At 43.7% G+C, this 25,234-nt stretch carries 22 protein-coding genes and 1 riboswitch; of the genes, 10 read left to right on the forward strand and 12 right to left on the reverse strand.

Annotated elements, in window-relative coordinates:
- Nucleotides 1-150 precede the first annotated feature (150 nt).
- Nucleotides 151-2,778 carry a phospholipase D-like domain-containing protein gene (locus Q8W40_RS19630; RefSeq protein ID WP_305399586.1) on the forward strand — a complete coding sequence of 876 codons (2,628 nt, stop codon included), beginning with the start codon at nucleotides 151-153 and terminating at the stop codon, nucleotides 2,776-2,778.
- 347 nt (nucleotides 2,779-3,125) lie between these two features.
- Here the strand turns inward: Q8W40_RS19630 and Q8W40_RS19635 are convergent, their stop codons facing one another.
- On the reverse strand, nucleotides 3,126-4,607 hold the full coding sequence (locus tag Q8W40_RS19635; protein WP_305399587.1) for a carboxypeptidase M32: 1,482 nt from the start codon (nucleotides 4,605-4,607) through the stop codon (nucleotides 3,126-3,128).
- A 185-nt stretch (nucleotides 4,608-4,792) separates the two neighbouring features.
- Between Q8W40_RS19635 and Q8W40_RS19640 the strand changes: the two genes are divergently transcribed.
- The gene (locus Q8W40_RS19640) at nucleotides 4,793-5,425 is read left to right on the forward strand and encodes a LysE family translocator (protein ID WP_305399588.1); all 633 of its coding nucleotides are present in this window, start codon (nucleotides 4,793-4,795) and stop codon (nucleotides 5,423-5,425) included.
- A gap of 20 nt (nucleotides 5,426-5,445) precedes the next feature.
- Here the strand turns inward: Q8W40_RS19640 and Q8W40_RS19645 are convergent, their stop codons facing one another.
- The 4 genes from Q8W40_RS19645 to Q8W40_RS19660 all read right to left on the reverse strand — a co-directional run bounded on the left by Q8W40_RS19645 (nucleotide 5,446) and on the right by Q8W40_RS19660 (nucleotide 9,383).
- Nucleotides 5,446-6,348 carry an alpha/beta fold hydrolase gene (locus Q8W40_RS19645; RefSeq protein ID WP_305399589.1) on the reverse strand — a complete coding sequence of 301 codons (903 nt, stop codon included), beginning with the start codon at nucleotides 6,346-6,348 and terminating at the stop codon, nucleotides 5,446-5,448.
- Between the two features lie 132 nt (nucleotides 6,349-6,480).
- Nucleotides 6,481-7,851, reverse strand: coding sequence for an alanine/glycine:cation symporter family protein (locus Q8W40_RS19650; protein WP_305399591.1), 1,371 nt, complete (start codon nucleotides 7,849-7,851; stop codon nucleotides 6,481-6,483).
- 112 nt (nucleotides 7,852-7,963) lie between these two features.
- Nucleotides 7,964-8,088: riboswitch (glycine riboswitch) on the reverse strand.
- Nucleotides 8,089-8,425: 337 nt separating this feature from the next.
- A complete protein-coding gene (locus tag Q8W40_RS19655; RefSeq protein WP_305399593.1) occupies nucleotides 8,426-8,926 on the reverse strand; it encodes a hypothetical protein in 501 nt (166 codons plus the stop codon).
- 1 nt (nucleotide 8,927) lies between these two features.
- Entirely contained in the window at nucleotides 8,928-9,383 is a 456-nt protein-coding gene (locus Q8W40_RS19660) for a hypothetical protein (protein ID WP_305399594.1), read from the reverse strand.
- Nucleotides 9,384-9,776: 393 nt separating this feature from the next.
- Between Q8W40_RS19660 and Q8W40_RS19665 the strand changes: the two genes are divergently transcribed.
- The 3 genes from Q8W40_RS19665 (at nucleotide 9,777) to Q8W40_RS19675 (ending at nucleotide 11,616) form a co-directional block, all read left to right on the forward strand.
- A complete protein-coding gene (locus Q8W40_RS19665) occupies nucleotides 9,777-10,511 on the forward strand; it encodes a beta-ketoacyl-ACP reductase (RefSeq protein ID WP_305399596.1) in 735 nt (244 codons plus the stop codon).
- A 178-nt stretch (nucleotides 10,512-10,689) separates the two neighbouring features.
- Nucleotides 10,690-10,848 (forward strand): hypothetical protein, encoded by a 159-nt coding sequence (locus Q8W40_RS19670; protein WP_167404709.1) that lies wholly within the window; start codon nucleotides 10,690-10,692, stop codon nucleotides 10,846-10,848.
- Nucleotides 10,849-10,863: 15 nt separating this feature from the next.
- Entirely contained in the window at nucleotides 10,864-11,616 is a 753-nt protein-coding gene (locus tag Q8W40_RS19675) for a chromosome partitioning protein ParA (RefSeq protein WP_305399598.1), read from the forward strand.
- A gap of 113 nt (nucleotides 11,617-11,729) precedes the next feature.
- Here Q8W40_RS19675 and Q8W40_RS19680 read toward each other — a convergent pair whose 3' ends face one another.
- The 4 genes from Q8W40_RS19680 to Q8W40_RS19695 are packed head-to-tail and all read right to left on the reverse strand — an operon-like array spanning nucleotide 11,730 to nucleotide 16,482.
- The gene (locus Q8W40_RS19680; protein WP_305399600.1) at nucleotides 11,730-12,878 is read right to left on the reverse strand and encodes an ABC transporter permease; all 1,149 of its coding nucleotides are present in this window, start codon (nucleotides 12,876-12,878) and stop codon (nucleotides 11,730-11,732) included.
- A complete protein-coding gene (locus Q8W40_RS19685) occupies nucleotides 12,875-14,098 on the reverse strand; it encodes an ABC transporter permease (RefSeq protein WP_305399602.1) in 1,224 nt (407 codons plus the stop codon). The genes Q8W40_RS19680 and Q8W40_RS19685 overlap by 4 nt, the downstream gene beginning before the upstream one ends.
- 3 nt (nucleotides 14,099-14,101) lie before the next feature.
- The gene (locus tag Q8W40_RS19690) at nucleotides 14,102-15,085 is read right to left on the reverse strand and encodes an HlyD family secretion protein (RefSeq protein ID WP_305399604.1); all 984 of its coding nucleotides are present in this window, start codon (nucleotides 15,083-15,085) and stop codon (nucleotides 14,102-14,104) included.
- Nucleotides 15,082-16,482, reverse strand: a complete 1,401-nt coding sequence (locus tag Q8W40_RS19695; RefSeq protein ID WP_305399643.1) for a TolC family protein — start codon at nucleotides 16,480-16,482, stop codon at nucleotides 15,082-15,084. The genes Q8W40_RS19690 and Q8W40_RS19695 overlap by 4 nt, the downstream gene beginning before the upstream one ends.
- Before the next feature lie 206 nt (nucleotides 16,483-16,688).
- Here Q8W40_RS19695 and Q8W40_RS19700 point away from each other — a divergent pair, with 206 nt between their 5' ends.
- The 5 genes from Q8W40_RS19700 to Q8W40_RS19720 all read left to right on the forward strand — a co-directional run bounded on the left by Q8W40_RS19700 (nucleotide 16,689) and on the right by Q8W40_RS19720 (nucleotide 21,805).
- Entirely contained in the window at nucleotides 16,689-18,245 is a 1,557-nt protein-coding gene (locus Q8W40_RS19700; RefSeq protein ID WP_305399644.1) for an ATP-binding protein, read from the forward strand.
- Complete coding sequence (locus tag Q8W40_RS19705) at nucleotides 18,245-18,931, forward strand: response regulator (RefSeq protein ID WP_305399606.1); 687 nt, start codon at nucleotides 18,245-18,247, stop codon at nucleotides 18,929-18,931. Before Q8W40_RS19700 ends, Q8W40_RS19705 begins: the two co-directional genes overlap by 1 nt.
- An 88-nt stretch (nucleotides 18,932-19,019) precedes the next feature.
- Nucleotides 19,020-19,982 carry an ABC transporter substrate-binding protein gene (locus Q8W40_RS19710; RefSeq protein ID WP_305399608.1) on the forward strand — a complete coding sequence of 321 codons (963 nt, stop codon included), beginning with the start codon at nucleotides 19,020-19,022 and terminating at the stop codon, nucleotides 19,980-19,982.
- Between the two features lie 375 nt (nucleotides 19,983-20,357).
- Nucleotides 20,358-20,861 carry a hypothetical protein gene (locus Q8W40_RS19715; protein WP_305399610.1) on the forward strand — a complete coding sequence of 168 codons (504 nt, stop codon included), beginning with the start codon at nucleotides 20,358-20,360 and terminating at the stop codon, nucleotides 20,859-20,861.
- Complete coding sequence (locus tag Q8W40_RS19720) at nucleotides 20,861-21,805, forward strand: hypothetical protein (protein WP_305399612.1); 945 nt, start codon at nucleotides 20,861-20,863, stop codon at nucleotides 21,803-21,805. Before Q8W40_RS19715 ends, Q8W40_RS19720 begins: the two co-directional genes overlap by 1 nt.
- An 87-nt stretch (nucleotides 21,806-21,892) precedes the next feature.
- On the opposite strand, the gene Q8W40_RS19725 is transcribed toward Q8W40_RS19720, so the two are convergent.
- From Q8W40_RS19725 to Q8W40_RS19735, 3 genes are all read right to left on the reverse strand, one after another.
- Nucleotides 21,893-23,428: a tripartite tricarboxylate transporter permease gene (locus Q8W40_RS19725; protein ID WP_126608316.1), complete on the reverse strand. Its 1,536-nt coding sequence runs from the start codon at nucleotides 23,426-23,428 to the stop codon at nucleotides 21,893-21,895.
- 9 nt (nucleotides 23,429-23,437) lie between these two features.
- Nucleotides 23,438-23,917: a tripartite tricarboxylate transporter TctB family protein gene (locus tag Q8W40_RS19730; protein ID WP_104398995.1), complete on the reverse strand. Its 480-nt coding sequence runs from the start codon at nucleotides 23,915-23,917 to the stop codon at nucleotides 23,438-23,440.
- A 205-nt stretch (nucleotides 23,918-24,122) separates the two neighbouring features.
- Nucleotides 24,123-25,094 (reverse strand): tripartite tricarboxylate transporter substrate binding protein, encoded by a 972-nt coding sequence (locus tag Q8W40_RS19735; RefSeq protein WP_305399613.1) that lies wholly within the window; start codon nucleotides 25,092-25,094, stop codon nucleotides 24,123-24,125.
- Between the last annotated feature and the right edge of the window lie 140 nt (nucleotides 25,095-25,234).

Genomic DNA, 25,234 nt, shown 5'->3' on the forward strand with positions numbered 1-25,234 from the left:
GTCACTTCAATTATTTTATATAATAACCGGTCATTACAATTATTTTTATAGATTATTAAGTTATTGGCACAACTTGTTGCAGTGAGTTAGGATCTTGCTCGTTTCTGAATGCTCGTTTAGTAAACCAGCTATAGGCAACGGGAGGTTGTCATGAACATTTTTATCAAGCTCAGTTTTTCTTTTCCTATCATTGTGGCAAGTAGTTTAGTCACATCAGCACTTAGTGCTGCCCCCCAAGCGTTAGTCCCCCCAGAAGTATTCTTAGAACAGCACAAGATAAAAATTGGCTTAAACAATGGTTGTTTAATTCCGAGTGCATGGCCAGTCGACAAGGCTGGTATATCTGACTGCGGTCGGTTAGACACATATTGGACCTACACAGAATATGGTCAGCTTATTACAAGAAGGAATTTAGCGCATGAATGGCAGTTTGGGTACGAATGCTTGACAGTGCCAGAAGGAGGTGGGGTGTTGTACACGGATACATGTGACATCAACAATACGCGTCAAAATTGGTACACCGATTATTCTCGGGTTGGTATACGCCTAAAAACAGGCAACGTAACATTGAGAAATCAATCGATATCGGTAACTCCGGAAGGGCTGGTTTCGATAAACCCGAGCTACCCTTTGGTCGTAGTACAAAATATGCAAGAAATGATCACCAAGCAATCACCAGGCTATACTCAGTTTTCATTAGATATCTATGCCAATAAACCCATCCCTGAGAATCACAGTCTTTATCCAACCTCTGCAGGCAATGTCTATTTTGGCAAAGACAGCGAATTGAGGACGTATAAAAATTTCTATAATGTCCATAAAAATACACTTTTTTCCAATTGGGGAGGTACCGTACGGTATACAGTTTGTTACATCAATCCATTGACAGATATTACGTCATGGGCGTGGGCTAAGGCGGGGGAATGCTCGATTGATGAACCAATCAGCGACAATTTACGCTGGGCATTTCGTCCCGATCCGAATACAAGTGGCTCAACACCACTTTACCACATCGAGCCTTCTCGCTTTTCGGGTAGGCTGGTTATGCAAAACTCGGGTACATACGCAAACTCTGGTTATGTTTCAGGTTCAAGGTATTCCAACCCATATAAAGTCGAGGAGTTTTACATTAGCTCACCGGGTGAGCTCGTAGCTAAATACTACGACAAAGTTGGTGTCGAGATTGGCGACATTCCTGCTCAGGAAGCGGCAAACGCTAAGATAATCCACGATGTTAAACAGTATTTCCTTGAGGACATTATTGGTGACTGTAATGCACAATGTTTGCTGAGACAGGTATCAAAGCGGTTGAGTCGTGTTGGCTACGCTCATACATGGCACCTTTTTCCAGTGACGTCGATTGAGGTGATGTCTTCTCTTTCAGGCAGAGAGAGCAGCGTAGCGGATGTTCACAGAAACAACGAAGTCTTTCGGGACAAAGTGATCAACACCATTAAGAATGGTCAACATATTATTGATCTGACAGTACTAGCGAGAATCGACGATTCTTGGATCACGAGGCTGCAAGATGCACTAAGAACGATTGAGATAAATGCACAACGAAATGGAACATCGCCTGTTGTTCGGATCTATGTGGGGCTAGGTGGTTTGGCGACGGGGTGGCCAGATTATGTGATTGATATTGTAAAACGGAAGCTCATCGGTCAAGGCTTTGTTTCTGAATCCGGGATCCCCGAAACACAGTGGAATACTCATCTGCAGGGCATATTAACTCAATTGGTTTCGAGTTTAACAGGTAAAACCAACATGCAGGTGTTCATTAGTGGGGGGAGAAAGAGCTTTTTGGTGCCAGATACAGGGCTCTTTGATCTCACATGGAATCACAGCAAGATTGTGGCGGTTGACGGGATAGAGGCTATTACTGGAGGGCACAATTTATGGGAGGAATATTTCGCAGAAACACCAGTCATTGATACATCCGTTAAGGTACAAGGTACGGCTGCGTATTTTACGCACAAAGTCGTCGACAAGATGTGGCGAACAGGGGACTTTAGGCACATGTTGAAATGGCAACACGGAGCGATAGCGTTAACTGATACTGTTCCATACGTTGAGCAAATTTTGCCCCTCCCACCTGTTATTTCTGGTGATATTGATGTGTTGATTTTGGATCAAGGAAATCCAATGACTATCGATGGCGCTGATCGATTTGATATGAAAGTAGGAGTTTTAGCGATGATATCAGCGGCTCAACAAGAGATCCTTCTTTCACAGCAGTCTCTCGTCAATCCATACAGTAAAAGTTGGTTCGGTGCATTGTTAAGAGATATCGACGAAGAGTTAGCCTACATGTTAGCCAAAAAATCGATTGAAGGGGTCGACGTGAAAGTAGTGATATCGAACTTGGTTGCCCCCTTTGATACCACATCTAATGCTTCGAATACTGATATTATTGGAGCCCTTTGGACAGCGGCAATCGACTCCGGCGTTACAAATGATGCAGACAGTCGACAAAAATTTTGCTCGCACTTTAAGCTAGGGAATCTCAGGATCGACCGTCAAAGTGAAACGTATCCCAACACAAACTACTCTTTTGCGAACCACTCTAAGGCGATAATGATTGACAAGAAACTCTTTTCGATTGGATCGCATAATGTTTATGAACAAAGACCCGCTTCGTTGATTGAAATGATGTATATTATTGCGAGTGAAACAGAAGCTGTGAAATACTACCAAGATTACTGGGCTCCATTGATCGGTAACTCTCAAAGAACTTTTGTGAGTAAAGAGCAATGCGTTAGGGCGATAACTTTCTAAATATATTGCGGTTATTGTGCCTTAAAGCGAAGCATATATGAAAGCCAGCAGAGATTCTGCTGGCTTCAGGGCTTCTGCTCTAAATTCAGGGGAGTGTTTAATTCTAGATTTCTTAGTTGCTATTGTTCATTTTGTAGTGATTGTACTCGCTATATACATCTAACTCGGTGTCCAAAACTGCTGGTACGGATCATTTTTCAATGTGATTCTACCAGAGATCGCAAGTACTCTGACGTCTCGAATAAATAACAATTTTTATGTGCTCAAACCTGTATCTTCAAGTTAATTGATTATAGAAAATGTAAGAGCCGCGATTGCGGCTCTTTAATCTTTTCTAACCTTTGAAATTACAAATAACGCCCTTCTAGGTGTGCTCTGAAGTGATCAGCATTCAGCACTTCACCTGTTGCACGTTTCACCAAATCGTCGGTGGTGTGCAAGCAGCCTTGGCTCCATACTTTTTCTTCCAGCCACGTGAAGATTGGCGATAGGTCTTCGCTAGCAATAGCGCCTTCTACATCGACATTTTGCTTCATGCTTGCCATCATTTGAGCCGCGTACATGGCACCTAATGTGTAACTTGGGAAGTAGCCAAAAGCACCATCTGTCCAGTGAATGTCTTGCATACAGCCATTGGTGAAGTTACCGCGAGTATCCAAGCCTAGGTAAGCTTGCATTTTCTCTGCCCAAAGCTCTGGCACGTCGGTGTGTTTGATTTTGCCATTCATTAAATCACGTTCGATTTCGTAGCGAAGAATCACGTGTGCAGGGTAGGTCAGTTCATCGGCATCTACGCGAATAAACCCTTTTTCAACACGGGTGTACAGCTTGTGGAAGTTCTCTGCAGAGAAAGTAGGATCGTCGTTACGTTGGAACTGCTTACGAGCTTTGTCCGCCAAAATTTGAATGAATGGCGTGCTGCGACCAATCTGCATTTCAAAAAAGAGAGACTGCGACTCGTGGATTCCCATTGATCGAGCTTCACCTACTGGTAAACCTGCAAATTTCTTAGGCAGGCCTTGCTCGTAGCGTGCATGACCCGTTTCGTGCACGGTGCCCATCATAGATTGGATAAAGTCGTTTTCATCGTAACGAGTTGTAAGGCGAACATCCGTTGGTACACCGCCACAAAATGGGTGGGTACTTTCATCTAAACGACCATGGTTAAAGTCAAATTGCAGAAGCTTCATTACATCAAGCCCAAGTGCTTTTTGGTCTGCTGCGCTGTATGTGCCAGTTGGCATGATGATGTCTTCTTTAGCTTGCTTGTCGATGACTTGATTGATCAAGTCTGGAAGCCATGTTTTTACGTTGCTGAACACGGACTCCAGTGATTCCGTTGATACACCCGGCTCGTAGAGGTCTAGCATGGCATCGTAAGGTGTTTTCCCTGTCGCTTCAGCACGGATCTGCGCTTCTTCCTGAGAAAGTTTAACCACTTCAGCCCAATTTTTTTCAAAGCCGTTCCAGTCGTTTTCGCCACGTTGCGTACGCCATGCGTGCTCACACTTTGAACCCGCTAATGATTTGGCTTCTACCAGTTCTTCAGGTAAGACGGTTTCTTGCTGCCAAACGCGCTTCATTTCAGCTAGGCTGGCTGTTTCGTCCGCAGATAAGGGCTCAGATTCTGCTTTATCAAACCACTCCGCTAATTCTGGCTTATTGGAAAGCTGATGCAAGTGTACCGAAAGCTCGGCTAGTGCTTCAGAGCGTGCTTCACTGCCACCAGCGGGCATAACGGCTGCTGCGTCCCAGCCACAGATTGCCTCTAGGTGCTCAAAGCGAGAAATTTTTTTATTGTGTTTTACCAACTTGTCGTAGTAACTCATGGTTGTCCTTGTTACATAGGGGCTTGTTATTGTTGACGCCAACTATAGCAAGGCTTTAGCCTCAAATCATCGTGCGAAATGGTAAATAATTATTGTCCTGTGAGCTGAGCCAAAATGCTCAAAATTTGGGACTGAGCGCGATTTGCGGTATAAATTCAATGTCGTTGAATTTTTATGGAAAAGTCATGCAAATACTGAACATTGAAGCCTTTTTAGTTGCGATTACGATTCTTACATTAACACCGGGTCTGGATACTGCTGTTATAGTCAGAAACACAAGCCGCTCGGGTACGCAACATGGGCTGTTAACCAGTGTTGGGATTTGTTGTGGTTTGTTTGTTCATGCGACGTTTTCAGCGATCGGTATTTCTGCGATTTTATTGCAATCCGCTGAGTGGTTTATGGCACTCAAGCTTGTAGGGGCAGGCTATCTTATTTGGTTGGGAATTGGTTCAATTCGCTCTTTGTTTCAAGCTCGCACTTCCTTGCCCAGCGAAATAGAAAACGTGTCGGGTATCACCCGTTTTGCAGTGTTACGAGAAGGCTTTCTTTCTAACGTACTGAACCCTAAAACCGCAGTTTTTTATTTAGCATTCTTACCACAATTTATCGACCCGCAAGGCAGCGCCGTCGCTCAATCCATGTTTATGGCAGGAATACACTTTGTTATTGCCATGGTTTGGCAGGGTGGCTTAGTGGTTATGGTCAATAAAGCCAAGGAACTTTTGAGCAGCGATACGTTTTTAAAAGTGGTGGAAGGCGCAACTGGCGCTGTCTTAATCGGCTTAGGCGTGAAGTTGCTTGTCGACGAGAGTTAAGGCTCTCGTCGATTTTTCCGTTAATCGTTTTGAAAATAGCTAACCATCGAAGCATTGATATAATCAGTGTGAGTGAGCAATAAATCATGCCCTGTGTTTTCTAATTCTTCTATTTCAATGGTGTTATTTAATGTTCTCACTCGTTTTGATGTATCCATTGGAGAATACACAACATCGGAATCTCCCATAATGATTTTTACCGGTTTTGTGAGTGATATTAATTCATTATCAGTTAAGGGTTTTATTTTAGGTAGTTGATTTGGGTTTATTGGAATAAAGCTTTTTGATGAAAGAATAAAGTCTTTAATAACTTTGTCAAAAAAATCAATATCGTTGTTGTATAAGTTCTTAAATACCCATTTAAAATACCATTGGTATACCCGATGAAATGGAAAGAAGTGAATAAGCAGGCTTTTAAACGAGTAACTGCCATTGAAAGGGCTCAAAGTACCAGCAGGCGCGATCAAAAGTAATTTCTTGATTTTTTCTTGCCTTTTTAATGTGTAGTGACTGGCAAGCCATCCACCGTAGCTGGACCCTACAAGATTAATTGCAGTATGAACATTGAGCCCATCCAGTAACTCATCTACCCATTGAGCAGCATTACTTTCATCAAGAATTGGTTGGCTTGGTACGCTTCTACCCACACAACCAAGGTTGATCACGCCATCCATGGCGTAGGTTCTAAAGTGTTTAGATAACTCTTCGATATTTAACAGCCATTGAAGAGAGCATGTTCCAGCACCATGGAATAAAAACAAGGGTGGCGCATCAACAGGACCATTAATACGAACATGAGTGGTACCGTAAGAGGTATTAATATCCTTTTCTTCATATGGTGTTGGCCATAAATCTAATACTGATTGGTAATGCTGTAAGTATTCTGACTTTACTTGTTCATTTCTAAATGGATGCGTATTCATAATTTATTCCCCATTCGGTATAGAGAATAAGATAATGATAAATTTTTATAAGATCTAACTAAATTTTAAAATTATTTATTCAAGAATTATTATTCCGGAAAAAATAAGCCCGGATTCAATCCGGGCTAGAGTTTAGTTTTGATGTTCTGTAATCAAATTGGGGGAATCAGATATTTTTTCAAAGAAGAGTTTGGTTTCTTCCACAACCACATGCCTTAAAGCGATGAGCCCTATTAGGTTAGGTATTGCCATCAGCCCGTTCACAATATCGGCAATCAGCCAAATCATATCCAGCTTTAAGAAGGCACCAGAAGCTACCAACACAACAAATACTATTTTGTAGGGCAATACGGCTTTAGTGCCCATTAGGTACACCACACAGCGCTCGCCATAATAGTTCCAGCCTAAAATCGTGGTGAAAGCAAAAAAGATAAGCCCAATCGACACCAACATTGGTCCGAAAGTGTCGGAGTTAAGCCCCATGGCGAATGCCGATGTTGTCATCTCTGCGCCAGCGAGATCACCTTGCCAAGCACCCGTCAAAATAAGCGTTAACCCTGTCATTGTGCAGATGATGATCGTGTCGAAGAAGGTGCCTGTCATTGAGATCAAACCTTGCTTAACACAGGAATCTGTTTTGGCTGCTGCCGCTGCAATTGGTGCACTTCCTAACCCCGATTCGTTTGAAAAGACACCGCGAGCGATACCAGATTGAATAGCCAACATGATGCTTGCACCTAAAAAGCCGCCAGTTGCTGCCGTATTTGTAAACGCTGATTCTAGAACAAGCTGAATAGCCGGTATTACTTGGTTTGCATTCATCAGTAATACGCTGACACAAGCGCCAATGTAGAGTAATGCCATGGAAGGAACGACTTTACCCGCTACGCGAGCAATGGATTGAATACCGCCCAAAGTCACAAACGCAACGAGTAGGGTAAGTACAACGGCTGCGATTTCTCGTGGCAAGCCAAATGAAAGCTGAGAAGCGTCTAAAATCGCATTCACTTGTGGGAATGTGCCGATTCCAAAACAGGCAACACCCAGCGCAAAGATGGCGAACATTGTCGCTAAAAACTTAGATCCCACGCCATCACGCAAATAATACATAGGACCGCCAACCATCTGGCCGTTACTGTCTTTTTGACGGTATTTTACGGCGAGTAAACACTCTGCGTATTTTGTTGCCATTCCAAACACAGCAGCCAACCACATCCAAAACAGCGCGCCCGGCCCGCCTAATTTTATGGCTGTTGCGACACCCACAATATTACCGGTGCCGATGGTGGCCGATAAAGCGGTACACAGCGCAGCAAAGCTAGATACGTCACCAGAGCCCGTATCTTTGCTAAACACCATTTTTAACGCCTTGGGTAAATAGCGAAATTGAAGAATGTTCAGTTTGAATGTGAAATACACGCCTGTTCCTACTAGCAGGATCAGTAGCGGTGGTCCCCAGACCAAATTATCGATGGTCAGTAAAATGGAATGCAGTTCTTGCATGGTTTCCCCTTAATTAATAAAACATAAGGAGAAGAGAGAAAGGGGGCGTCTACTCAAAAGAGCAGATCCCAAAATGGGTTATTCACCAAAAGGTTTGGTTGAAATGGTTGCCTTTCACTCCTCTGTCCTTTTGCCTGAGAGTTTCACTTCTATATAACCAGGTAACCTTTAGATCACTTGATAGAGAAGTTTGCTCCTTCGGCGACCGATTTAACGGTTCTCTCCAGAGGTTCCTCCAACAACAGTCCTCGCCAATTCAAGATTGAAAATCTGGAATTTAGCACCTGAAAGATTTACTTCTTCGGCGGGTTATACTCACTTAAATTAAAAAGTCAGAGTAAAACCTCTCTCCTGCTGTCTTCACTGGAACAAAAGTCTTTCGACTTTAAGCTGCGCATCGTACAAAAAGAAAAAGACGATGTCAGTAGCGAAAAGTCTGTTTGCGCAATTAACGAGCAAAGCAAACGATTAATGCCGGTATTAAAGAAGTCCACTTTAATAAAAGCATTCCCCAGAGAGCTTAGATTTTAGAGGGAATGCTAATACACAGCGGTTGAGCCCAACACGTACTGATTTAGTTTGAAATAAGCTCAATCATTTTCTTTCTATTGTCGGTAGGGTTTTTTGTGTAAATACTGTTCAAAAATACATAAGCATTTTCACCAGTTCTTGTATAGGTAGCTTGAAGGTTAGCCCCGTTGTCTAGTAGCCAGTTAAAACCCCTAAGGTCGTCTTGTAATATTGTGCTATGAATTGGAGGGATGTTAAGACTATCAGTAGTGTTGGGTGTGTTTACATTGACACCAGCTTCGATTAATTGTCCTGCCATTAAGAATCTAAATTCTGTTTCGGCGCTTAATATTGCGCTAATACCGTATTCATCTTGCACGACTTCTACTAATTCAGGTGATATTCCAAAGGTTGAGAAATACTTGTAACAATGATTCGCGTCTAGCAGTGCAATATCCGATCCTAAGGTGCATAGCATTAATCTTTCTTCTGAAACTGAAATCTTAAAGATTAAGGTCACGGTTAGTAAACATACTAGAGTTGCGCCTGTTATTTTTTTTATCATGTTATGCCCACACCTTTAATCTACCTGCTGGTATTCTATAGGTTGGAACCAATAGCGGTTGATTTTTAGCAATTCCATTTAAATGAAGCTCTAGTGTGGATTTAAATTTTAAACTAAGAGTTTTTACAACAAAATCATATACCTTAACATCACGAAGATCTTTTGTAGTAGCATGATGAAACATATGAGACGCTGTATTTTGTATTAATTTTGAAATGACCTTTCGAAGAGGTTCACGTGGATTTATAGTTGCTTCCCACAATCCCTGGACAAATCCTATCTTATATGAAGCATCTATTGCTTCTAAAAGTAATCCTTGAGCGAACTCTTTTAGTTTTAAATCCATAGGTGCTTGCTTTATTTTTGATTGGCTGGATGGAAAGAAAAAAATCAATATTTCCTTCGTCTCAGCGTCATTGAAGTTTAGCTCAGATGGTTTGAATTTTTTTAATCTCATACATTCTATCTCTACCCATATTAATGGTGAGATATTGCAAATAGACTAAATAGAGTGCAATTAATATCAGGAAAATTACTTTAGTTTTTCGATCGAAATTCGGTTTGAATGTAATTGATAACTTGCGTTTACCTTGAACCTATCTCAGTTGTTTTACGTTAGAGACTCTTTTTGCTATTTCAGCAGCCAAAGTAAACGATTAGTGAGGAAAGAAATGATGGAAATCAAGTTGTAATGAAATCTTGACCGAAGCCGACTAGCACTAATGTGGATTAAACCTATTATTAATTCAGCAGTAAAAACATGGAACGCGCTGTTTTCACGTCGGACTTTAAGCCCAAACCATTGCCAGGCGGTGAAATGCGTATTAAATAGCCCACTAGAGGACACTCAATGTTTAACAATAAAATATGTGTTGTAACCGGTGCCGCCCAAGGTATTGGTAAGGCGGTTGTCGAACGGTTTTCTGAACAAGGTGCAACAAAAGTTTATGCCCTTGATATGAACGAACAAGTGCTGAGCGAAGCCTTTTCAAGTCATGAAAATGTACAAGCCGTTACGGTCAATATATGCGACCGCGAAGCAATAGCAGCACTGGTGAACGACATTAAATCAGAGTTTGGTCGAATCGACGTACTTGTGAATAATGCCGGTATCACGCGGGATGGCTTGATAGACAGAATGACAGAGCAAGATTGGGATCAAGTCATTGATGTAAATTTAAAAGGGGTATTCAACCTCACCCAAGCGATTGCACCAATAATGATTGAAAATGACTACGGATCCATTGTGACAATGTCATCAGTTGTCGGAACAGATGGCAATATTGGTCAAACCAACTATGCCGCAACCAAAGGTGGCGTGATAGCTATGACGAAAGGTTGGGCGAAAGAGTTTGCACGCAAAGGTGCACAGGTGAGAGCAAACTGCGTCGCACCGGGCTTTGTAGAAACGCCAATGACGGCGGATTTACCAGAAAAAGTATTGGATATGATGAAAGCAAAAACACCATTAGGCCGAATGGGTAAACCAGAAGACATTACCAATGGGGTGGAATTTCTAGCCAGCGATAAAGCCAGCTTTATTACGGGGCAGGTGTTAAAAATTGATGGGGGGCTAGTGATTTAACGCTTTCACCTAGTCATTTAAAGTGAGGTGGGACTTGATATGCCCGCTTCACTTTTGCCTTTTCGATTACATTTCAAACGATCACACCTTACTCTGCTTTCAGACGGTGATATTTCGGACATTGTGTTTACGCTCTAAGCTCAAAAAAGTGGTATAACTAACTGAACAGGAGGAAGTTATGACCAGACTAATTGCAATTGGGGTGCTTATTGCCATCGCCGTGCTACTTTTTCGTTATCGAACCAACGAAAAACTGCAAAAAGGCGTCATTCTTGCATCAATAATTGGGTTTGTAATCTACGTTGTGTCGGTTATGACCATGGAATTGATCAACTGACGTTGGAGCTAAAGAATGGTAGACAATAATATCCAAGACGAACGCGATGACGATCAGGAAGAAGTCGTCATTATTGAAGAGCGTAACAAATCCTCTTACATCTACATCACCGTCGCGGCCATATTAGGGTTAGCGATTGGTGGACTGGTTGGTGTCGTAGTTACGCAAAGCAGTTGGCAGGATGCCTACCTATCTCAAGATAAAGAAACTCAAACGTTGGCTGGTGAAAATGTACAGCTTCAACAAACATTAAGTGCTTATGAAGTCGATTCGGCTAAAGCGATTGAGTCGGCATTGGTTCAGCAAGCAGATGAACTGAATGCGAAGTTCCAAGCACAACTTCAACAGCTACAGACGACGGTGACAGAGCTTGAAAAGGTGAATCTAGAGCAAGAAGCGTTGATTGCCCAACAAGGCTCGCAACTTGAAGATTTGGGTATATCAAACCAAAGACTCAATCGACAAGCCGATTTACAAGCCTCTGTGTTTGAACGTTCAAGAGAAGTATTTCAGCGCGAAATGGCTATCCGACAAGAGTTAGACGGGTTGCTTAAAGAACAGAAAGAGCTGCTGCCTCAGAAGGAAAAACTCAGTAAAGAATGTGACGAGTTTTTGGCAGGTACATCTTGGGATGCGTCTTCAGATTCGTGTGATAAGAGTGACGACGTGAATTCCAAACTCAGCCAAATCGCACAAATGATTGAGGTTCATAAACTGGATCTTGAACAAATCAAAGCGCTGTCTGAAGGGCTGGGGTTAGGTAACTGATCTTTCTCGCGCAAAGTTAGTTTGATTTGAAAAGAAAACTGATTCGAAAACAAACCCTGCCAATGTTGTTGGCGGGGTTTGTTTTTTTATAGGCATTTTTATCCGGCTAGACTTTACGCATCCGAATTACGCATCCGAATCCAAGCGATACCAAACCAGATAAACGCAAGCCCCCAAAGCTGTGTGACCACGTCTTTAATTTGCCAAAGCTGTGCGCCCATTTGATTGAGTTTTAAGAAGCCTTGAATAGCTGGGGTACTCGGCAGTGCATTTGCTATCCAAATCAGAGGTTGTGGCAAGCTTTCAACTTGCCATATAAACCCAGCGGTGAAAATCAGTGGCATTGAACTCACCAGCACAATTAACGTAACCAGCTCCGTTCTCGGCAATAGGCTGCCCAATACAATACCAACTGCGCCCGTGCTTATTAAGAAGGGGATAAGCAAAACGAACAAGTTGGCTATGCTGGCTAGCCTATTGATCTCGTAGAAATCAAAACTGAATCCGAAGTAATACAAACTGAGAGCAAGATATAAAACGCCGAACACAAAAACGCGATGGCTTACGAGGCTCAATGACGACATTTTATGCCAGTATGCTGATGGGGTATTTGTGTTCTTCTGGTGCGCAGTCAGAAGACCTGCACCCATGATCAATGTTTGATGAAGTATGAGTACAAAGACAGCGGGGACGACATAGTCGACGTAACCCATTTCGGGATTAAACGTGGGTTTAATGTTTAAGTGCACTGGAGAATACAGTTCACTGGCTTTCGCTAGTGGCATGCCATCGGCAAGCAGTTTTACCACTTTTGCGTTCGCCGCCAAAGTGCCCGATGCCTGCGCCAGACCTTCAACAACCGCACCATAAACCAAAAAGTATGATGCGTCGCCAGCGTAAGACAGCACGGGGCTTTTGCCTAGCATGAGATCCCGATAAAAGTGCTCTGGGATCACCAGAATACCGCTTACCTGATGCGACAAAAACAACGATTTTGCGTCTTCTATGGCGTGTACTCGATGGGTAATGGCGACTTGGGGTGTCGCATCGACCATGCGTTCGAGCTGATAACTGGTTTGGCTTTTGTCTAAGTTAACAACCGCGACGGTTTGTTCCTGAGCCACTTGGTTTGCATAGGGAAGTGGATATAGGAAAGAGTAAAACAGAGTGCCACCAAACACCGTTAAAACAATCGCTGGATGCTTCACAATAGCGCGTAATTCTTGCCAAAGAGACTGAGGAAATAACCATTGAGTGCTCATGAGGTTACCGCCTTAGCCGAAACACTGTTCTTACGAATTAGCAATAACATCAGTATGAAAGGCACAATGTAGCCCGCCATTGGTATAAGTGTGTTCAACGTGTCTGCCCAAGTTGCCCCGTAGTTAGATTGATAAACTTGCGCTTCAATGTAGTGGCTAACAGGCAACATAGAGCGCCAAGCTTGTGCTATACCATTCATTTCTGTAACGGGAAAAGTGATCCCCATAAAGGCGAAGCTAGGGGCGGTGAATGCGCCAGCGAAACTCATGGCTCGCGTGGCATCCAGACTCAAAAAGAAAAATACGCTTCCCATGATCATACAGGCAATAACCATCAATATCTGTGCAAGCAATAAAATGGCGATGTCGCCATGAAATGGCCAGCCCAGTCCAATGTAAAACCAGAAAAGCATCAAAAAGCCTTGGGCGACAAACACTAAAGAGTAGGGCGCAAGTGTTCGAAACACGTTTAAGATAGGTGCGTCCTTGAACCACTGCTCTTTGCCTCTCAAACGCAAGTTCGCGGCTAATGTCATCACGGTGCCAACCACAATGGCAATTTGCCATATGGCAGGTACCACAGCGCCAAGAAGAAACTGCGAATAGTTGGTATTGCTGTTAAACAGAGGCGTGATTTGGCTTCGCACTGGTACCGCTTGCCCTAGAGCTTGCACAGGCGTTGTATCGCCTCCTAACAGCACTTTTCCAGCTTCAAGTTTTGCATTAAACGTCCCTTGAGCTTGCAACAATGCGGAATTGATTAATCGACCGATAAGTATGTATTGCGTGTTCGTAAATGCCGAAATTTGCGGTGGCTTGCCTTGCAAAACATGCTTGAAGCTGTTTGATGGTATCACTATGTAGGCATAGATCTCGCCAGACTGAAGTGCCTCTTTAGCCGACAGTGTATCGGTGTAATGGTTTTGTACATCAAGGCTTGGGGAGGCATCGTAATGACGCACAAGCTCGCGTGAAAACTGAGTGTGGTCGTGATCGACAATACCAATCGCCATATCTCTTGCGAGCCCTTGATTGAACACACCCCAAATGATCACCGCAACAAGAATAGGAATCCACGTTAAAGCAGACAAAAGCCATTTGTCTGCTTTAACTATTAGGCGCTGTCCAGAGCCCAAGCGTTGCTCAGAAACTAAGTACTGTCCAGAAACTAAGTGCTTCCCTGAGAAGTGCTGCCCTGAATCCGATGAAGGTTGAATCATGGATTATAAACTCTCTATGACGACACTCATGCCCATACGAAGCCCTTCTGTTGGCTTGGTTGGGCGCGCTTCAACTTCAAATGTTCTCATATCAAAACCCTGAGAAGAATCGGTAGAGCGCCACGTTGCGAAATCACCCATTACGGATACGTGAGAAACTTTGAAGGTAACGTGCTGTTCGATCGCTGGAACCCACGCCGAAAACTCACTGCCTTTAGAAAACTTACTCAGTAAATCTTCACGAACATTGAACACAGCCCAAGCATCTTCCATATCCAATACGGTCACAACAGGGAACCCTTGAGGTGCTAATTCACCTGGGCTTAGTAGAACTTGTGATACCTCACCTTTAAACCAGCTTCGGATTTTAGTATCGGCGGTAAAGGCTTCGACTTCAGCAACGGCACCGGCGGCCATTCTGGCTTTCTCTGCAGCAGCGCGTTTGGTTTCATCGCGTGCGCCCTCGTTCGCCATCTCATACATTTGGTACGCGGCACTTTCCGTGTATTTAGCGGCTTGCCACTGAGTTAACGCCTCGTCACGTTTTTGTTCCGCGACAACACCATCTTTGTATAGGTTGTTAATACGGTTATAGGTTTTTTCCATCAAGTCTGATGCGGCTTTGGCTTTTTGCCACTGATCTTTGGATGCTTGAATTTGCTGATCGCGTGCGCCTTTTTCTGCTTCTTGAGCCAGTGCACCAGCCGCTTCTTTGCTCGCCACCGCTTGCTCTAACTTGGCGTCTAGCTCTGGGCTGTAGATGGTGAAGATAAGATCACCATTTTGAATCTCATCGCCTTTTCGAACCAATACTTTGTCGATACGACCAGCGACTTTGGATGAAATATTGTATTGCTGCGCTTCGATTTGCCCTTGAAGGCGCAGGGGCTGCTCTTCATAGGCCGCGTTGAAACTGTGAATCAGCCATCCACCTAAACCTAAGGCGATGACGCCAGCGAAAACAGGTTTTAATAGGTTTGATTTCATGATTGAGTCTCCAAATTGGCTCTATGTTCGTATTGATGGAAAGTGGTCATTTCATTGCTCAGTGCGAGCAGTTTATTCAGTGCGATAAGGTAGTTGAAACGTGCGGCATGTTGCTGCGTTTTTATGCTGGCTAAATAAAGCTGAGCATCGACGACTTCTAATGAGTTAGATAAGCCTTGCGAAAACGCACGTTGGCGAAGCTTAAGGTTTTCTGTAGCTAGGTTTAAGCTAGAGGTGAGCCCATTGACTTCTTCCTTGGCTTGCTCGGCTTCTAAATAGGTTTTCTCCACTAACACTTGTAAGTCTTTTTGCGCTTGTGCCTTTAAATGTTGAACTTGCTGAACGGCGCTATGAGCAGCCTGAGAGCGGTCAGAGCGACCTGAAGAGTCGATAAGTGGAATACTGACACCGACACCCACAAGCCAGTCTGGCTTCATTTGGCTTGCCAAGCTGTCGTGTTCATATACGGTGTAATCGCCATATAGGTAAACATTCGGGAAGTATTTCCCGTCTTCTGCTTTCACCAAATTGCTGGCTTGTTGCTCCTTGGCGTCGAGCAATTGTAAACCTGGGTAGGTATTTAAGGTTTGATCAACAAAAACCGACATTGGCGGTAGGCTATCGTTAATGAATAAAGCGCTTTGCAACTGAACGTCTTTTACATTTAGCATTTTGGCTAACGCGGTTTTTGCGATGTCCAAATCACGCTCTGCTTTTTTCCGATCGACTTTGGCTTTGTCTAACGAGGCTTCGGCTTGTAAGCGTTCTACCTTAGCGATTTGCCCTTGTTTTTCCATTTTCAACGCGAAGTTGCGGTGTTTTTCTAATCCACCCTCAACGGCGTGTCTTGTTTCAACCACTTTTTTGGCGAGGACGACACTGAAATAAAACTTGGTCAGGTCCTCAAATTTTGCCTGCCTTTCCATTTCAAGTTGGCTGCGCGCTTCTTCAGTTTGACCTTTCGCTATTTCTTGAGCCGCTGTAATTCTTCCGCCTGTGAATATCGGCCAAATGGCGCGGATAGACGACGAAAAAATGTCTTTCTCGGTAATAGTGGAACTCGCACCTGCTAGGCTTTGAATAACACTTGGGGGCAACATATGACCCAAGCCCGATAGGTCGACATTAGAACTCTCTGCAACTTGCCCGGCTGATAATGTGACATCGTCATCTAAGCGAGTGTAGTTAGCAGAAAGGGTGACTTTGGGTAAGTTTAAACTGTCTTTCGATGCTTGAAGGTGCTGGTAACGCTGAAGATTAGCTCGAGAAGCAGATAAGGCGTCGCTTTGTTGTTGCACGATTTGCCACGCTTGATCAAAGCTAACTGGCTGAGATTGCGAGGAAAAGGGTAGGGTAATCAGTGTCCCTAAAAGAAAGGCAAAAGGTCTCTTTTTCATCATTAACTGACCGCTGAAAATTTAAAATAGAGTTTATACTCTAAAAAATAGCTGTGCAACCAAGTCTTTTTGATAAAGGAGTCAATTTTTTGCGACGCCTAACGGAAGAAATGTTTCTTTTTTGTTATGTTCCGAGCTCAGAATAAAGGGGAATGACATTGTTAAGTTGGAAGAATCTGAGTTTTCGCCGCAGGCTATTGATAATTATGACATTGTCTGGCTTGATCGAGCTGCTGATTTTGACGGCAGCCGGATTTGCTTACATTAAACATTCCCAGCAAGAAGAAATGGGTTATAAAGCACTCGGAATCGCCCAGTTTTTGGCTCAGTCCCAATCGGTTGTCGATATGGTAACCACGGAAGAGGTGGGGCTGCTCCCACAAGAATTTAAAGAATTGACGGATTTGATCGGGGCAACTTTTATTGTGATAGGCAATAAAGAAGGCATTCGATTGATTCACCCCGTGAGCGAGCGCGTCGGGCAGCCAATGAAAGGGGGAGATAATGTTAGGGCGCTGGAATTAGGGCAATCTTACGTTTCCTATGCTGAGGGCTCGCTGGGCAAGTCGGTCCGCGGTAAAACCCCGATATTTGATCGCGATGGCAATATTATTGGTGTTGTTTCAGTGGGTTATTTATTGGATAGCCTGCAAGATAGAATTGAGCCATATCTTGCCTTTCTCATTGCGATGGCGCTGCTGGTGGTGATTGCCAACGCCGTTTTGTCTAATTACGCATCAAGGCGTTTTCAGAAAGCAATTTTAGGCTTCGAGCCAGAAGAAATCGCTCGGTTATATGTCGAGCTTGATGTCACGATGAGCACGATAAAAGAGGGGGTTATCAGCATAGACAACAAAGGGCTGATCCGATCAATCAATCGTAGTGCATGTGACATTCTTAAAATTAAGCGCGGCAGTGTGATGAACATGCCAATGAAAGAGGTTCTGCCAGACAGTGATTTGATTGGTATTCTTTCCACTAAAGAGCCTCAGCATGATATTGATCTTTATTTGAATGATCAGCGAATAGTCGCCAACCGCAATCCAATTATCGTAAAAGGAGAAGTGGTTGGGGCGGTGTCGAGCTTTCGTCGTCGTGATGAAATAACCGAACTGACAAAACAGCTTTCACAAACGCGCGAATACGCCGATATGCTTCGTTCTCAAACCCATGAACACCGGAACAAGCTCAATACGATAAGCGGCCTGGTGCAACTGGGTGAATCGGAAGAAGTGCAGAAGCTGATAGGGCAAGAGACCGCGCACTATCAAGCGCTGATCGGTTTTATCCGGGAGACAGTGAAAGACCCATTAGTCGCCGGTTTATTGCTAGGAAAAACTGAACGTGCACGTGAGATCGGGTTAGTTTTGGAAATTGATAACGGTACACGACTAGAACCATTACCCACCAACGTGAATGCTGAAGACCTGGTGACAATTTTGGGCAACTTAATTGATAACGCATTCGACGCAATGATCGTAGAGCGCGGGAAAATGCCCAATAACCACATTTTTGTTTCGATCAGCGATTACGGTACAGAAATTATTTTAGAAGTAGAAGACAGCGGTTGCGGTTTGCCAAGTGACATTGATGTAGCCAAACTTGTAGACAAAGGTGTTTCAAGTAAGGCGAAAAACAATCGAGGTGTTGGGCTATACCTTGTTGACAATTTGGTGAAGCAATATGGCGGTCAGCTGGATATTGGAAACGGACCGACTCAAGGAGTAAGAGCAACGGTGTATATACCAAAGGAAAAGAAATAATGGTGGCAAGTACAAAAGTGATGATCATCGAGGACGATGAAGGTATCGCTGAGGTACATCACAGATATCTTAATCAGATTGGTGGGTTTGATGTGGTCGCGATCGCCACCTCCCAATCTGAAGCGGAAATGCAGTTGGATCTGCTTCAACCGGATCTTGTGATACTTGATGTCTACCTACCAGATGGAAGTGGGCTTGAAATCCTCAGCCAAGTACGGCAACAAAAACAGCACTGCGATGTGATTTTGGTGACCGCAGCACGTGATGTTGATACGCTGCAAGAAGCCATGCGAGGTGGGGTGGTGGATTACTTACTGAAGCCTGTCATTTTCTCACGACTTGAAGCGGCGTTAAAAAAATATCAAGCGCAGAAACAAGAGCTGGAAACGGTATCGGATTTGGACCAGAAACTGGTCGATAAAATGTTGCAAGCATCAACGTCGCAAGAGCCTTCAACAAACCGATTACCTAAAGGTATTGACGGTGTAACACTGGACAAGATCCGCCAGCTTTTTGGGGGGGATGCACAATTCACCGCCGACGAAGCCGGCATTAAAATTGGTGCAAGCCGAACAACGGCGAGGCGTTACCTTGAGTATTTAATTAGTTCTGGCGAAATTGAAGCGGATGTTCATTATGGGTCTGTGGGGAGACCTGAACGTACCTATCGCAGAATCTTCCGTTAACCTTATTTTGATAAGAGCTTTAAACGAAAATGAGCAGGTCCTAACAAATTGTCTAAACTTGGATAAGACAATGTGTTAGGGCTTTCTTATGAGAAAAATTTTTTTGCTGCTGATGACCATGCTATTTGCAAGTAATAGCATTGCTAAAGAACTTGTTTTTATTCATAGCTATCATTTTGAATATCCGTGGGTTGCGGAGTATCGAGAAGGGTTTCAGAGTGCAATTGGGGATATGAATATTCATAATTTCCAAATGGATACCAAACGTAAGCCTGCGAGCCAGTTCCCAGCAATAGCCGATGAAGCCTGGGAGTTTATCCAACAGCACGACCCAGATATTGTAGTGGTTTCTGACGATAATGCCCTCAAATACCTAGGTCCTCGTTTAATAGAAAACAATATTCCCACTTTCTTTTTAGGCATCAATGCCAACCCTCGGAATTATGTTCCAATTACTCCAAGTATTTCTGGCGTGTTAGAGCGACCGCTGATGAAGCGCTCCGTATATATGATCAGTAAAGTGTTACCCGACGTCGCTAAAATTCGTGTATTAATGGATGGCGCTGCTACGTCTCATGCCATTCTCGAAACGTCTTTCAATAATAAACTTTCTCAAAGCATCAATGGTATTACCGTTCATACTAGCTTGATTCAGAATTACGAAAGCTGGGAAAGTAATATTTTAGAAACCAAACAACAAGGTTACGATGCCATTATCATTGCCAATTATGCTGCTCTTAAAGATAAATCTGGCAAACACTACTCATTGGATGAAGTAAGCTCTTGGACAAGTGAAAATTCTCCCATTCCCGTGTTTGCTTTTTGGTCATATTCCGTCGGTAAAGGAAAGGCAATAGGGGGGCTAAGTATCAGTGCTCTTGAACAAGGAATAGAAGTAGCAAAACTTATTAATCAGTTTGTTGCTTCGGGAGAAATGCCTACGATAACGACACCGAAAAAAGGGTCATTTATATTCAGTAAGAAAGAGTTGAAACGTTGGGAATTAAGTGTGCCTAGCGATATTGAAAAAAAGGCTGAAATGCGTGATTGATGCGCGCGTATTGAATAAATCTAGCCTTTAAAACTTGATTATTATTTGAATCAGGAAGCCTCGTTATTATCACGAGGCTTTTTGTCGTTTTATTCACTCCATACTACGTATATCGCTTTCAATCTCACTGTATTTAGAAGCAACATCACATACGTGCTACATGACATAAACATTTATTTCTAAAGGTAAAAGTAGCCATGTGTCAATCAGCAAAAATTCCTAATTACTAAATCTGATAATACAATTCCAATATTTTATAAAATGCAGGCTATTTTACTTGTTTAGCGTTCTTTCTTGAGGTTACAAAGGAGTTAATGATGACCCTATAAATAACGCTGTATGGGTTGTCAGTTTCCAACCCTACAAGGAAAAATAATGAAAAATATAAACGTGAAATATCTAGGTGCCTGCCTGGCCATCATGAGTGGATTTGCGTCCGCTGCAAACACCAGTTTATCTCTTGGTGACGTTAATTCGAGCGACGCAGCACTTCTGAATTTACTAAGCAGTGAATACACAGTAGTTGAAGGTCTTTCAGCCGTCGATTTTAATGCAGATAACGTCTTGCTTATGATCAATGGTAACCATGTCGACTCTAGCCACGTGGTATCTAGCCCTTTGATAAAAATGGCAAAAGAGAAAAATCTTCCCATTGTTATACAAAACAACGTTGAAGAATTGTCTTTAGAGTTAACCGGAATTGGATCGGAAGGTGATGTCGTTGTACTTTTCCCTATCGATGGCAATTTTGCAAAGCGCATGACACTTAGAAACGAAGAGTCTTCTAACAGCTTAAGCTTTGCAAATACGTCTAATAACATCATTCAAGAACAGCTAAGCGAGTTTTTTAAAGATCAATCAAGCAGAGGAGATAAATAATGACAAAGACAATCAATCTTCGCTCTTTAATCACTGTTTCAATGCTTGGGATGGTCGGGGCATCTACGTTTACTTCTGCGCCAGTACATGCTGAGTTTTTTACGCCGTCTAATTTGTGTTCAGTGCTGAAAACACGTTGGCAGGTAGAAGACGGTACTTGTTTGAATAGCGAAGAAATTATCTACTCAGTTAATGGTCGCCGAACCATCAATACCAAAGTTGAAGTAGTCGCGTATCGCGATGCTTCTGGTCACAAGTATTTAGCCACCCAGTGGGCAGGGCAAGGTTTAACCCGAAACAACAATCAAAAACCTTACCACGAACAAACGGGCGGTATTCAATCCAAGGCTTATCGCTTACTTGATAAGCTGAATTTTGAAATCTGCTTGGTTCCAGAGTCTGGGCGAGCGTGTGAATTGAGCTACAACCCAGATAACGCTTTCTTCTTAAGACGTTCAGGACCTGAAGCTGTGTCGGCAGCTACCAGTGTCTCAGTTCCGATTGGGCCGTCGTTCTCTGTTTCAGGTACTGCCGGTGCCCCTAGTATTTCCATTACACCGCCACAGCAATCTGTGTCTTACGGGCATTCTGGTATCACTCGTAGTGGTGGTAATGCAGGTAATAAATGGCAGCTGTACACACTATGGAAGAGAAATTGGTACAACTGGTTTTACGCGGGTGCCGATTGGCGTATTTATCGCACTGACGAGCCATTCCCACCAGCATGGGGTGGAGATACGGCGATACCGGGATATGTTTTCTGGGAAATCGACAAAAACTTCAACAAGCCCGTTACCGTTCGTTTCCACTCTAATGCGCTCGATTACGACATGGGCATGGAAGCTTTCTGGTGGACAAGATCAGAATTTCCTTCTTTAGGCCGTGAAGTTCGTCATAGCGATTTTACTCGTTACTTGAAGGTCGATTTCGGAAAAATTAAATAACCTAACTCCTTCAAAAATAAAAAGGCTTCTGGTTTTCCAGAAGCCTTTTGGTTTGTATTTATTTCGAATAACTTTCGATTGCTAAATCTAATCTTGGTGACTCGGGTTTGCTGAATTGCGTTGCTTTAAATACCCAAAAAGCTTAGCAATTATAGGGCTTAGAAGGACAGCAACAGCCAGCGCACCGAATACTCCTGTTATAGGTCTTTCCCATAAAAAGCTCAGTTCACCGTCGCTGATCATTAAGGCTCGGCGAAGGTTCTCTTCCATCAGCCCGCCCAGAATAAATCCGAGTAATAATGGGGCGAGGGGGAAGTTAGCCAACCTAAGCGCAATCGCTGCCATGGCGACAAGCAACATGATGAACACATCCATCGTATTGAACGATACCAAGTACACCCCAGTGATTGAGAAGAACAAAATCATTGGAAGAAGTACGGTGCGAGGCACCATAAGTAGCTTCGAGATGTATGGGATCAGCGGTAGGTTTAAGATAACCAATACAATGTTACCAAAGTACATGGAGATGATAACCGACCAGAATACGTCTGGGTGATCAACAAACAGGCGAGGACCTGGCTGAATGCCGTAAGCAATCAGGGCACCAAGCATGATGGCGGTGGTTCCTGAGCCTGGAATACCCAAAGTAAGAAGGGGAACAAACGAGCCGCTAGATGCTGCATTATTCGCCGATTCAGGTGCAACCAAACCTCGGATGCTGCCTTTACCAAATTCTTCGCGTTTCTCTTTTGGTGCCAAGTTACGTTCCATACCATAACTTAGGAATGCAGCAATGGTTGCGCCCGCGCCTGGAAGCACGCCAGTAAAGAAGCCAAGGACAGAAGAACGTAGAGAAACAGGAGCGACCTCTTTCACTTCTTCTTTTGTTACCTTCATGCTACCTAAATTATTGAGCTTGTTGCTTTCATCGCCTCGGGTATCTTGTTGCGGTTTCAAAATCCCCATTAAGGTTTCACCTAGGGCGAACGTCGCCATAGCAAGCAGTAGGAAGCTAAAGCCGTCCATGAGATCCGTCAAACCAAACGTAAAGCGTTCTACACCAACACCTTTATCGATACCAACTGTAGATAGCATTAATCCCAGAATCGTCATCATCCAAGCTTTCAATACTTGGCCTTTACCTGCAAAGGCAGCTACCGCAGACAAACCAAGAAGCATTAAAGCGAAATAGTCTGAAGACTGAAAGCTCAAAGACACGCTTGCTAGAGCAGGAGCGGCAACCAAAAGCATGATTGCTGAAAGCGTACCACCAGTAAACGATGAGTAAGCGGCGAGTGCCAGAGCCTTACCAGCCTGACCTTTTTGTGCCATTGGGTAGCCATCAAATGCGGTTACAACCGTTGAAGAACAGCCCGGAGCATTGATTAAAATAGAGGATGTGGAGCCACCAAAAACGGCACCATAATAAACTCCAGCCATAAGAATAAGACCAGAAGCTGGGTCTAAACCATAGCTGATGGGGATCATCAATGCGATTGCAGAAATGGGACCTAATCCCGGCAACATGCCAATAAAGGTTCCTACAAAACAACCGACGATCACCATCATGATATTCATCGGCATTACGGCGGTAGAAAGACCCGCTAATATTCCATCTAACATGTCAATCTCCTACCAGATAGAGAACAAAACACCGGGTTCTAGATAGATGTCTAAACCCTGAGTCAGTAGTAAATAGAAAGCGATAACAAACGGGAAAGAAGCGCCAAATAAGATAGATTTCTTACGCTCTCCAAGCATGTAGAACCCGATCATTAAGAAGAACCCCGTTGCTAATACAAAGCCAACGTAAGTGAGCCCAACGCCGTACATTGCCATTAATATCAAAAAGCCGATGAGCAATTTCCAGTCGAAACCCAGCAGCGAACCGTTTTCTTCATCAGGGCGAGCAGTTACAAGCAGCATTAAAGAAAGAATAACGCCGACGACGGTAAGTAATGTTGGGAGCGTTCGAGCAGTAAAGGGTTCGTATTCATCCCCAGGGAATAGAGGGATTTGCGTGGTTTGATAGCCGTAACATAAGCAGACGACGAGAAATATCATCGCGCCCACGCGGTCACGACAAAATAAGTTGGTGGGCTTAACAGACATATCTTCATTCCTTTGTTCTAAATGGAAGGAAAAAAGCCGTGTACGCTCAGTTAATCAATTTAGTTGTGAAGATGCCGTTTAAGGCAGCGTCACTGAGGGATAACTAAATAAACAAAGGAGTTTGGCGTTTTACAGCGCACACAGCAAAGGGGCAGACCAATTCTAGTGAGTCGAGCAGATCAAACACACAGAATTGGTCAATCTTTTACTTAAGGAAACCAAGCTCGCGCATTAGTGCACCCATTGTTTCTTCTTGTTCCTCAAGGAACTTGTAGAAATCTTGGTCTGGCTTGTAGTTGTCAATCCAACCGTTACGGTTTCGAACCGTTGCCCACTCTTTAGTGGTGTACATCTTGGATAACGCATTGTTGTATTCATCAATTTTCGCCTGTGGGGTATCAGGTGCCGCGAAGAAGCCACGCCAGTTAGCGAATACTGTGTTATTTCCTGTTTCAACGAGTGTCGGAATTTCAGGAGCAGCAGGAAGGCGCTTAGGTGCCGTCACAGCTAATATTTTTACTTGACCACTTCTAGACATCTCTAACACTTCGCCAAGACCAGTAGAAAGAAGCGGCGTTTCACCAGAAAGTAAGGCAGCCATTGCTTTACCGCCTGCATCGTAAGCGATGTAGCGTACGGCTTTGGCATCGAAACCTTCACCTTTAAACGCGGCTGCTACGACTAAGTGGTCCATGCTGCCACGAGCCGATCCACCTGCAATTTTTACTTTACGTGGGTTTTCTTTGAAATCCGCAACCACTTCTTGCCATGTGTTGTACTTAGAATCGACTGATGTAACGATCGCGCCGTAATCAGCAATGGTCGCTGCAACTGGCGTTAAGTCACGGAAAGATTGAGGGAAAATACCCGTTAGTGAACGGACAACGATAGGCGTTGAATTCACCATGAGTGTGTCTTCTTGGCGCTTTGCTGTTTCGATAAGATGCGCGATTGCTTTACCACCACCGCCACCAGAAAGGTTTTGGAATGAAACTTTGTCGACAATGTCAGATTTAACTAACGCATCACCAGTACCACGAGCGGTCATATCCCAACCGCCACCAGCGCCGCCGGGGATCAAAAAGTGAATCTTTTCCATGTCAGCGGCAAATGCGCTGAAAGAAAAACTAGCAGCAATTACCGCAGCCGCTAATGTGGGTTTCAGTACCTTAATCATGTCACGTTCCTTATGTCGTTGAGCTTATTCATAGATGAGCTCATTTGTTATGTTTATGTTGCCATTTGGTGCTGGTTGTTAAGTTAGTGTGCTGAGGTGTGAAAGCCTAGATAGAGGACTTAAAAAGAATAAAAAACAAA

Source organism: Vibrio penaeicida (assembly GCF_030689305.1).
Taxonomy (GTDB): Bacteria; Pseudomonadota; Gammaproteobacteria; order Enterobacterales; family Vibrionaceae; genus Vibrio; species Vibrio penaeicida_B.

Coding starts and splice junctions, on each gene's coding strand:
- Q8W40_RS19695 (WP_305399643.1), bottom strand. CDS start 16,482: ATGAAAAAGAGACCTTTTGCCTTTCTTTTAGGGACACTGATTACCCTA.
- Q8W40_RS19665 (WP_305399596.1), top strand. CDS start 9,777: ATGTTTAACAATAAAATATGTGTTGTAACCGGTGCCGCCCAAGGTATT.
- Q8W40_RS19735 (WP_305399613.1), bottom strand. CDS start 25,094: ATGATTAAGGTACTGAAACCCACATTAGCGGCTGCGGTAATTGCTGCT.
- Q8W40_RS19715 (WP_305399610.1), top strand. CDS start 20,358: ATGAAAAATATAAACGTGAAATATCTAGGTGCCTGCCTGGCCATCATG.
- Q8W40_RS19690 (WP_305399604.1), bottom strand. CDS start 15,085: ATGAAATCAAACCTATTAAAACCTGTTTTCGCTGGCGTCATCGCCTTA.
- Q8W40_RS19645 (WP_305399589.1), bottom strand. CDS start 6,348: ATGAATACGCATCCATTTAGAAATGAACAAGTAAAGTCAGAATACTTA.
- Q8W40_RS19635 (WP_305399587.1), bottom strand. CDS start 4,607: ATGAGTTACTACGACAAGTTGGTAAAACACAATAAAAAAATTTCTCGC.
- Q8W40_RS19725 (WP_126608316.1), bottom strand. CDS start 23,428: ATGTTAGATGGAATATTAGCGGGTCTTTCTACCGCCGTAATGCCGATG.
- Q8W40_RS19630 (WP_305399586.1), top strand. CDS start 151: ATGAACATTTTTATCAAGCTCAGTTTTTCTTTTCCTATCATTGTGGCA.
- Q8W40_RS19700 (WP_305399644.1), top strand. CDS start 16,689: ATGACATTGTCTGGCTTGATCGAGCTGCTGATTTTGACGGCAGCCGGA.
- Q8W40_RS19670 (WP_167404709.1), top strand. CDS start 10,690: ATGACCAGACTAATTGCAATTGGGGTGCTTATTGCCATCGCCGTGCTA.
- Q8W40_RS19660 (WP_305399594.1), bottom strand. CDS start 9,383: ATGAGATTAAAAAAATTCAAACCATCTGAGCTAAACTTCAATGACGCT.
- Q8W40_RS19675 (WP_305399598.1), top strand. CDS start 10,864: ATGGTAGACAATAATATCCAAGACGAACGCGATGACGATCAGGAAGAA.
- Q8W40_RS19640 (WP_305399588.1), top strand. CDS start 4,793: ATGCAAATACTGAACATTGAAGCCTTTTTAGTTGCGATTACGATTCTT.
- Q8W40_RS19705 (WP_305399606.1), top strand. CDS start 18,245: ATGGTGGCAAGTACAAAAGTGATGATCATCGAGGACGATGAAGGTATC.
- Q8W40_RS19650 (WP_305399591.1), bottom strand. CDS start 7,851: ATGCAAGAACTGCATTCCATTTTACTGACCATCGATAATTTGGTCTGG.
- Q8W40_RS19710 (WP_305399608.1), top strand. CDS start 19,020: ATGAGAAAAATTTTTTTGCTGCTGATGACCATGCTATTTGCAAGTAAT.
- Q8W40_RS19730 (WP_104398995.1), bottom strand. CDS start 23,917: ATGTCTGTTAAGCCCACCAACTTATTTTGTCGTGACCGCGTGGGCGCG.
- Q8W40_RS19685 (WP_305399602.1), bottom strand. CDS start 14,098: ATGATTCAACCTTCATCGGATTCAGGGCAGCACTTCTCAGGGAAGCAC.
- Q8W40_RS19680 (WP_305399600.1), bottom strand. CDS start 12,878: ATGAGCACTCAATGGTTATTTCCTCAGTCTCTTTGGCAAGAATTACGC.
- Q8W40_RS19720 (WP_305399612.1), top strand. CDS start 20,861: ATGACAAAGACAATCAATCTTCGCTCTTTAATCACTGTTTCAATGCTT.
- Q8W40_RS19655 (WP_305399593.1), bottom strand. CDS start 8,926: ATGATAAAAAAAATAACAGGCGCAACTCTAGTATGTTTACTAACCGTG.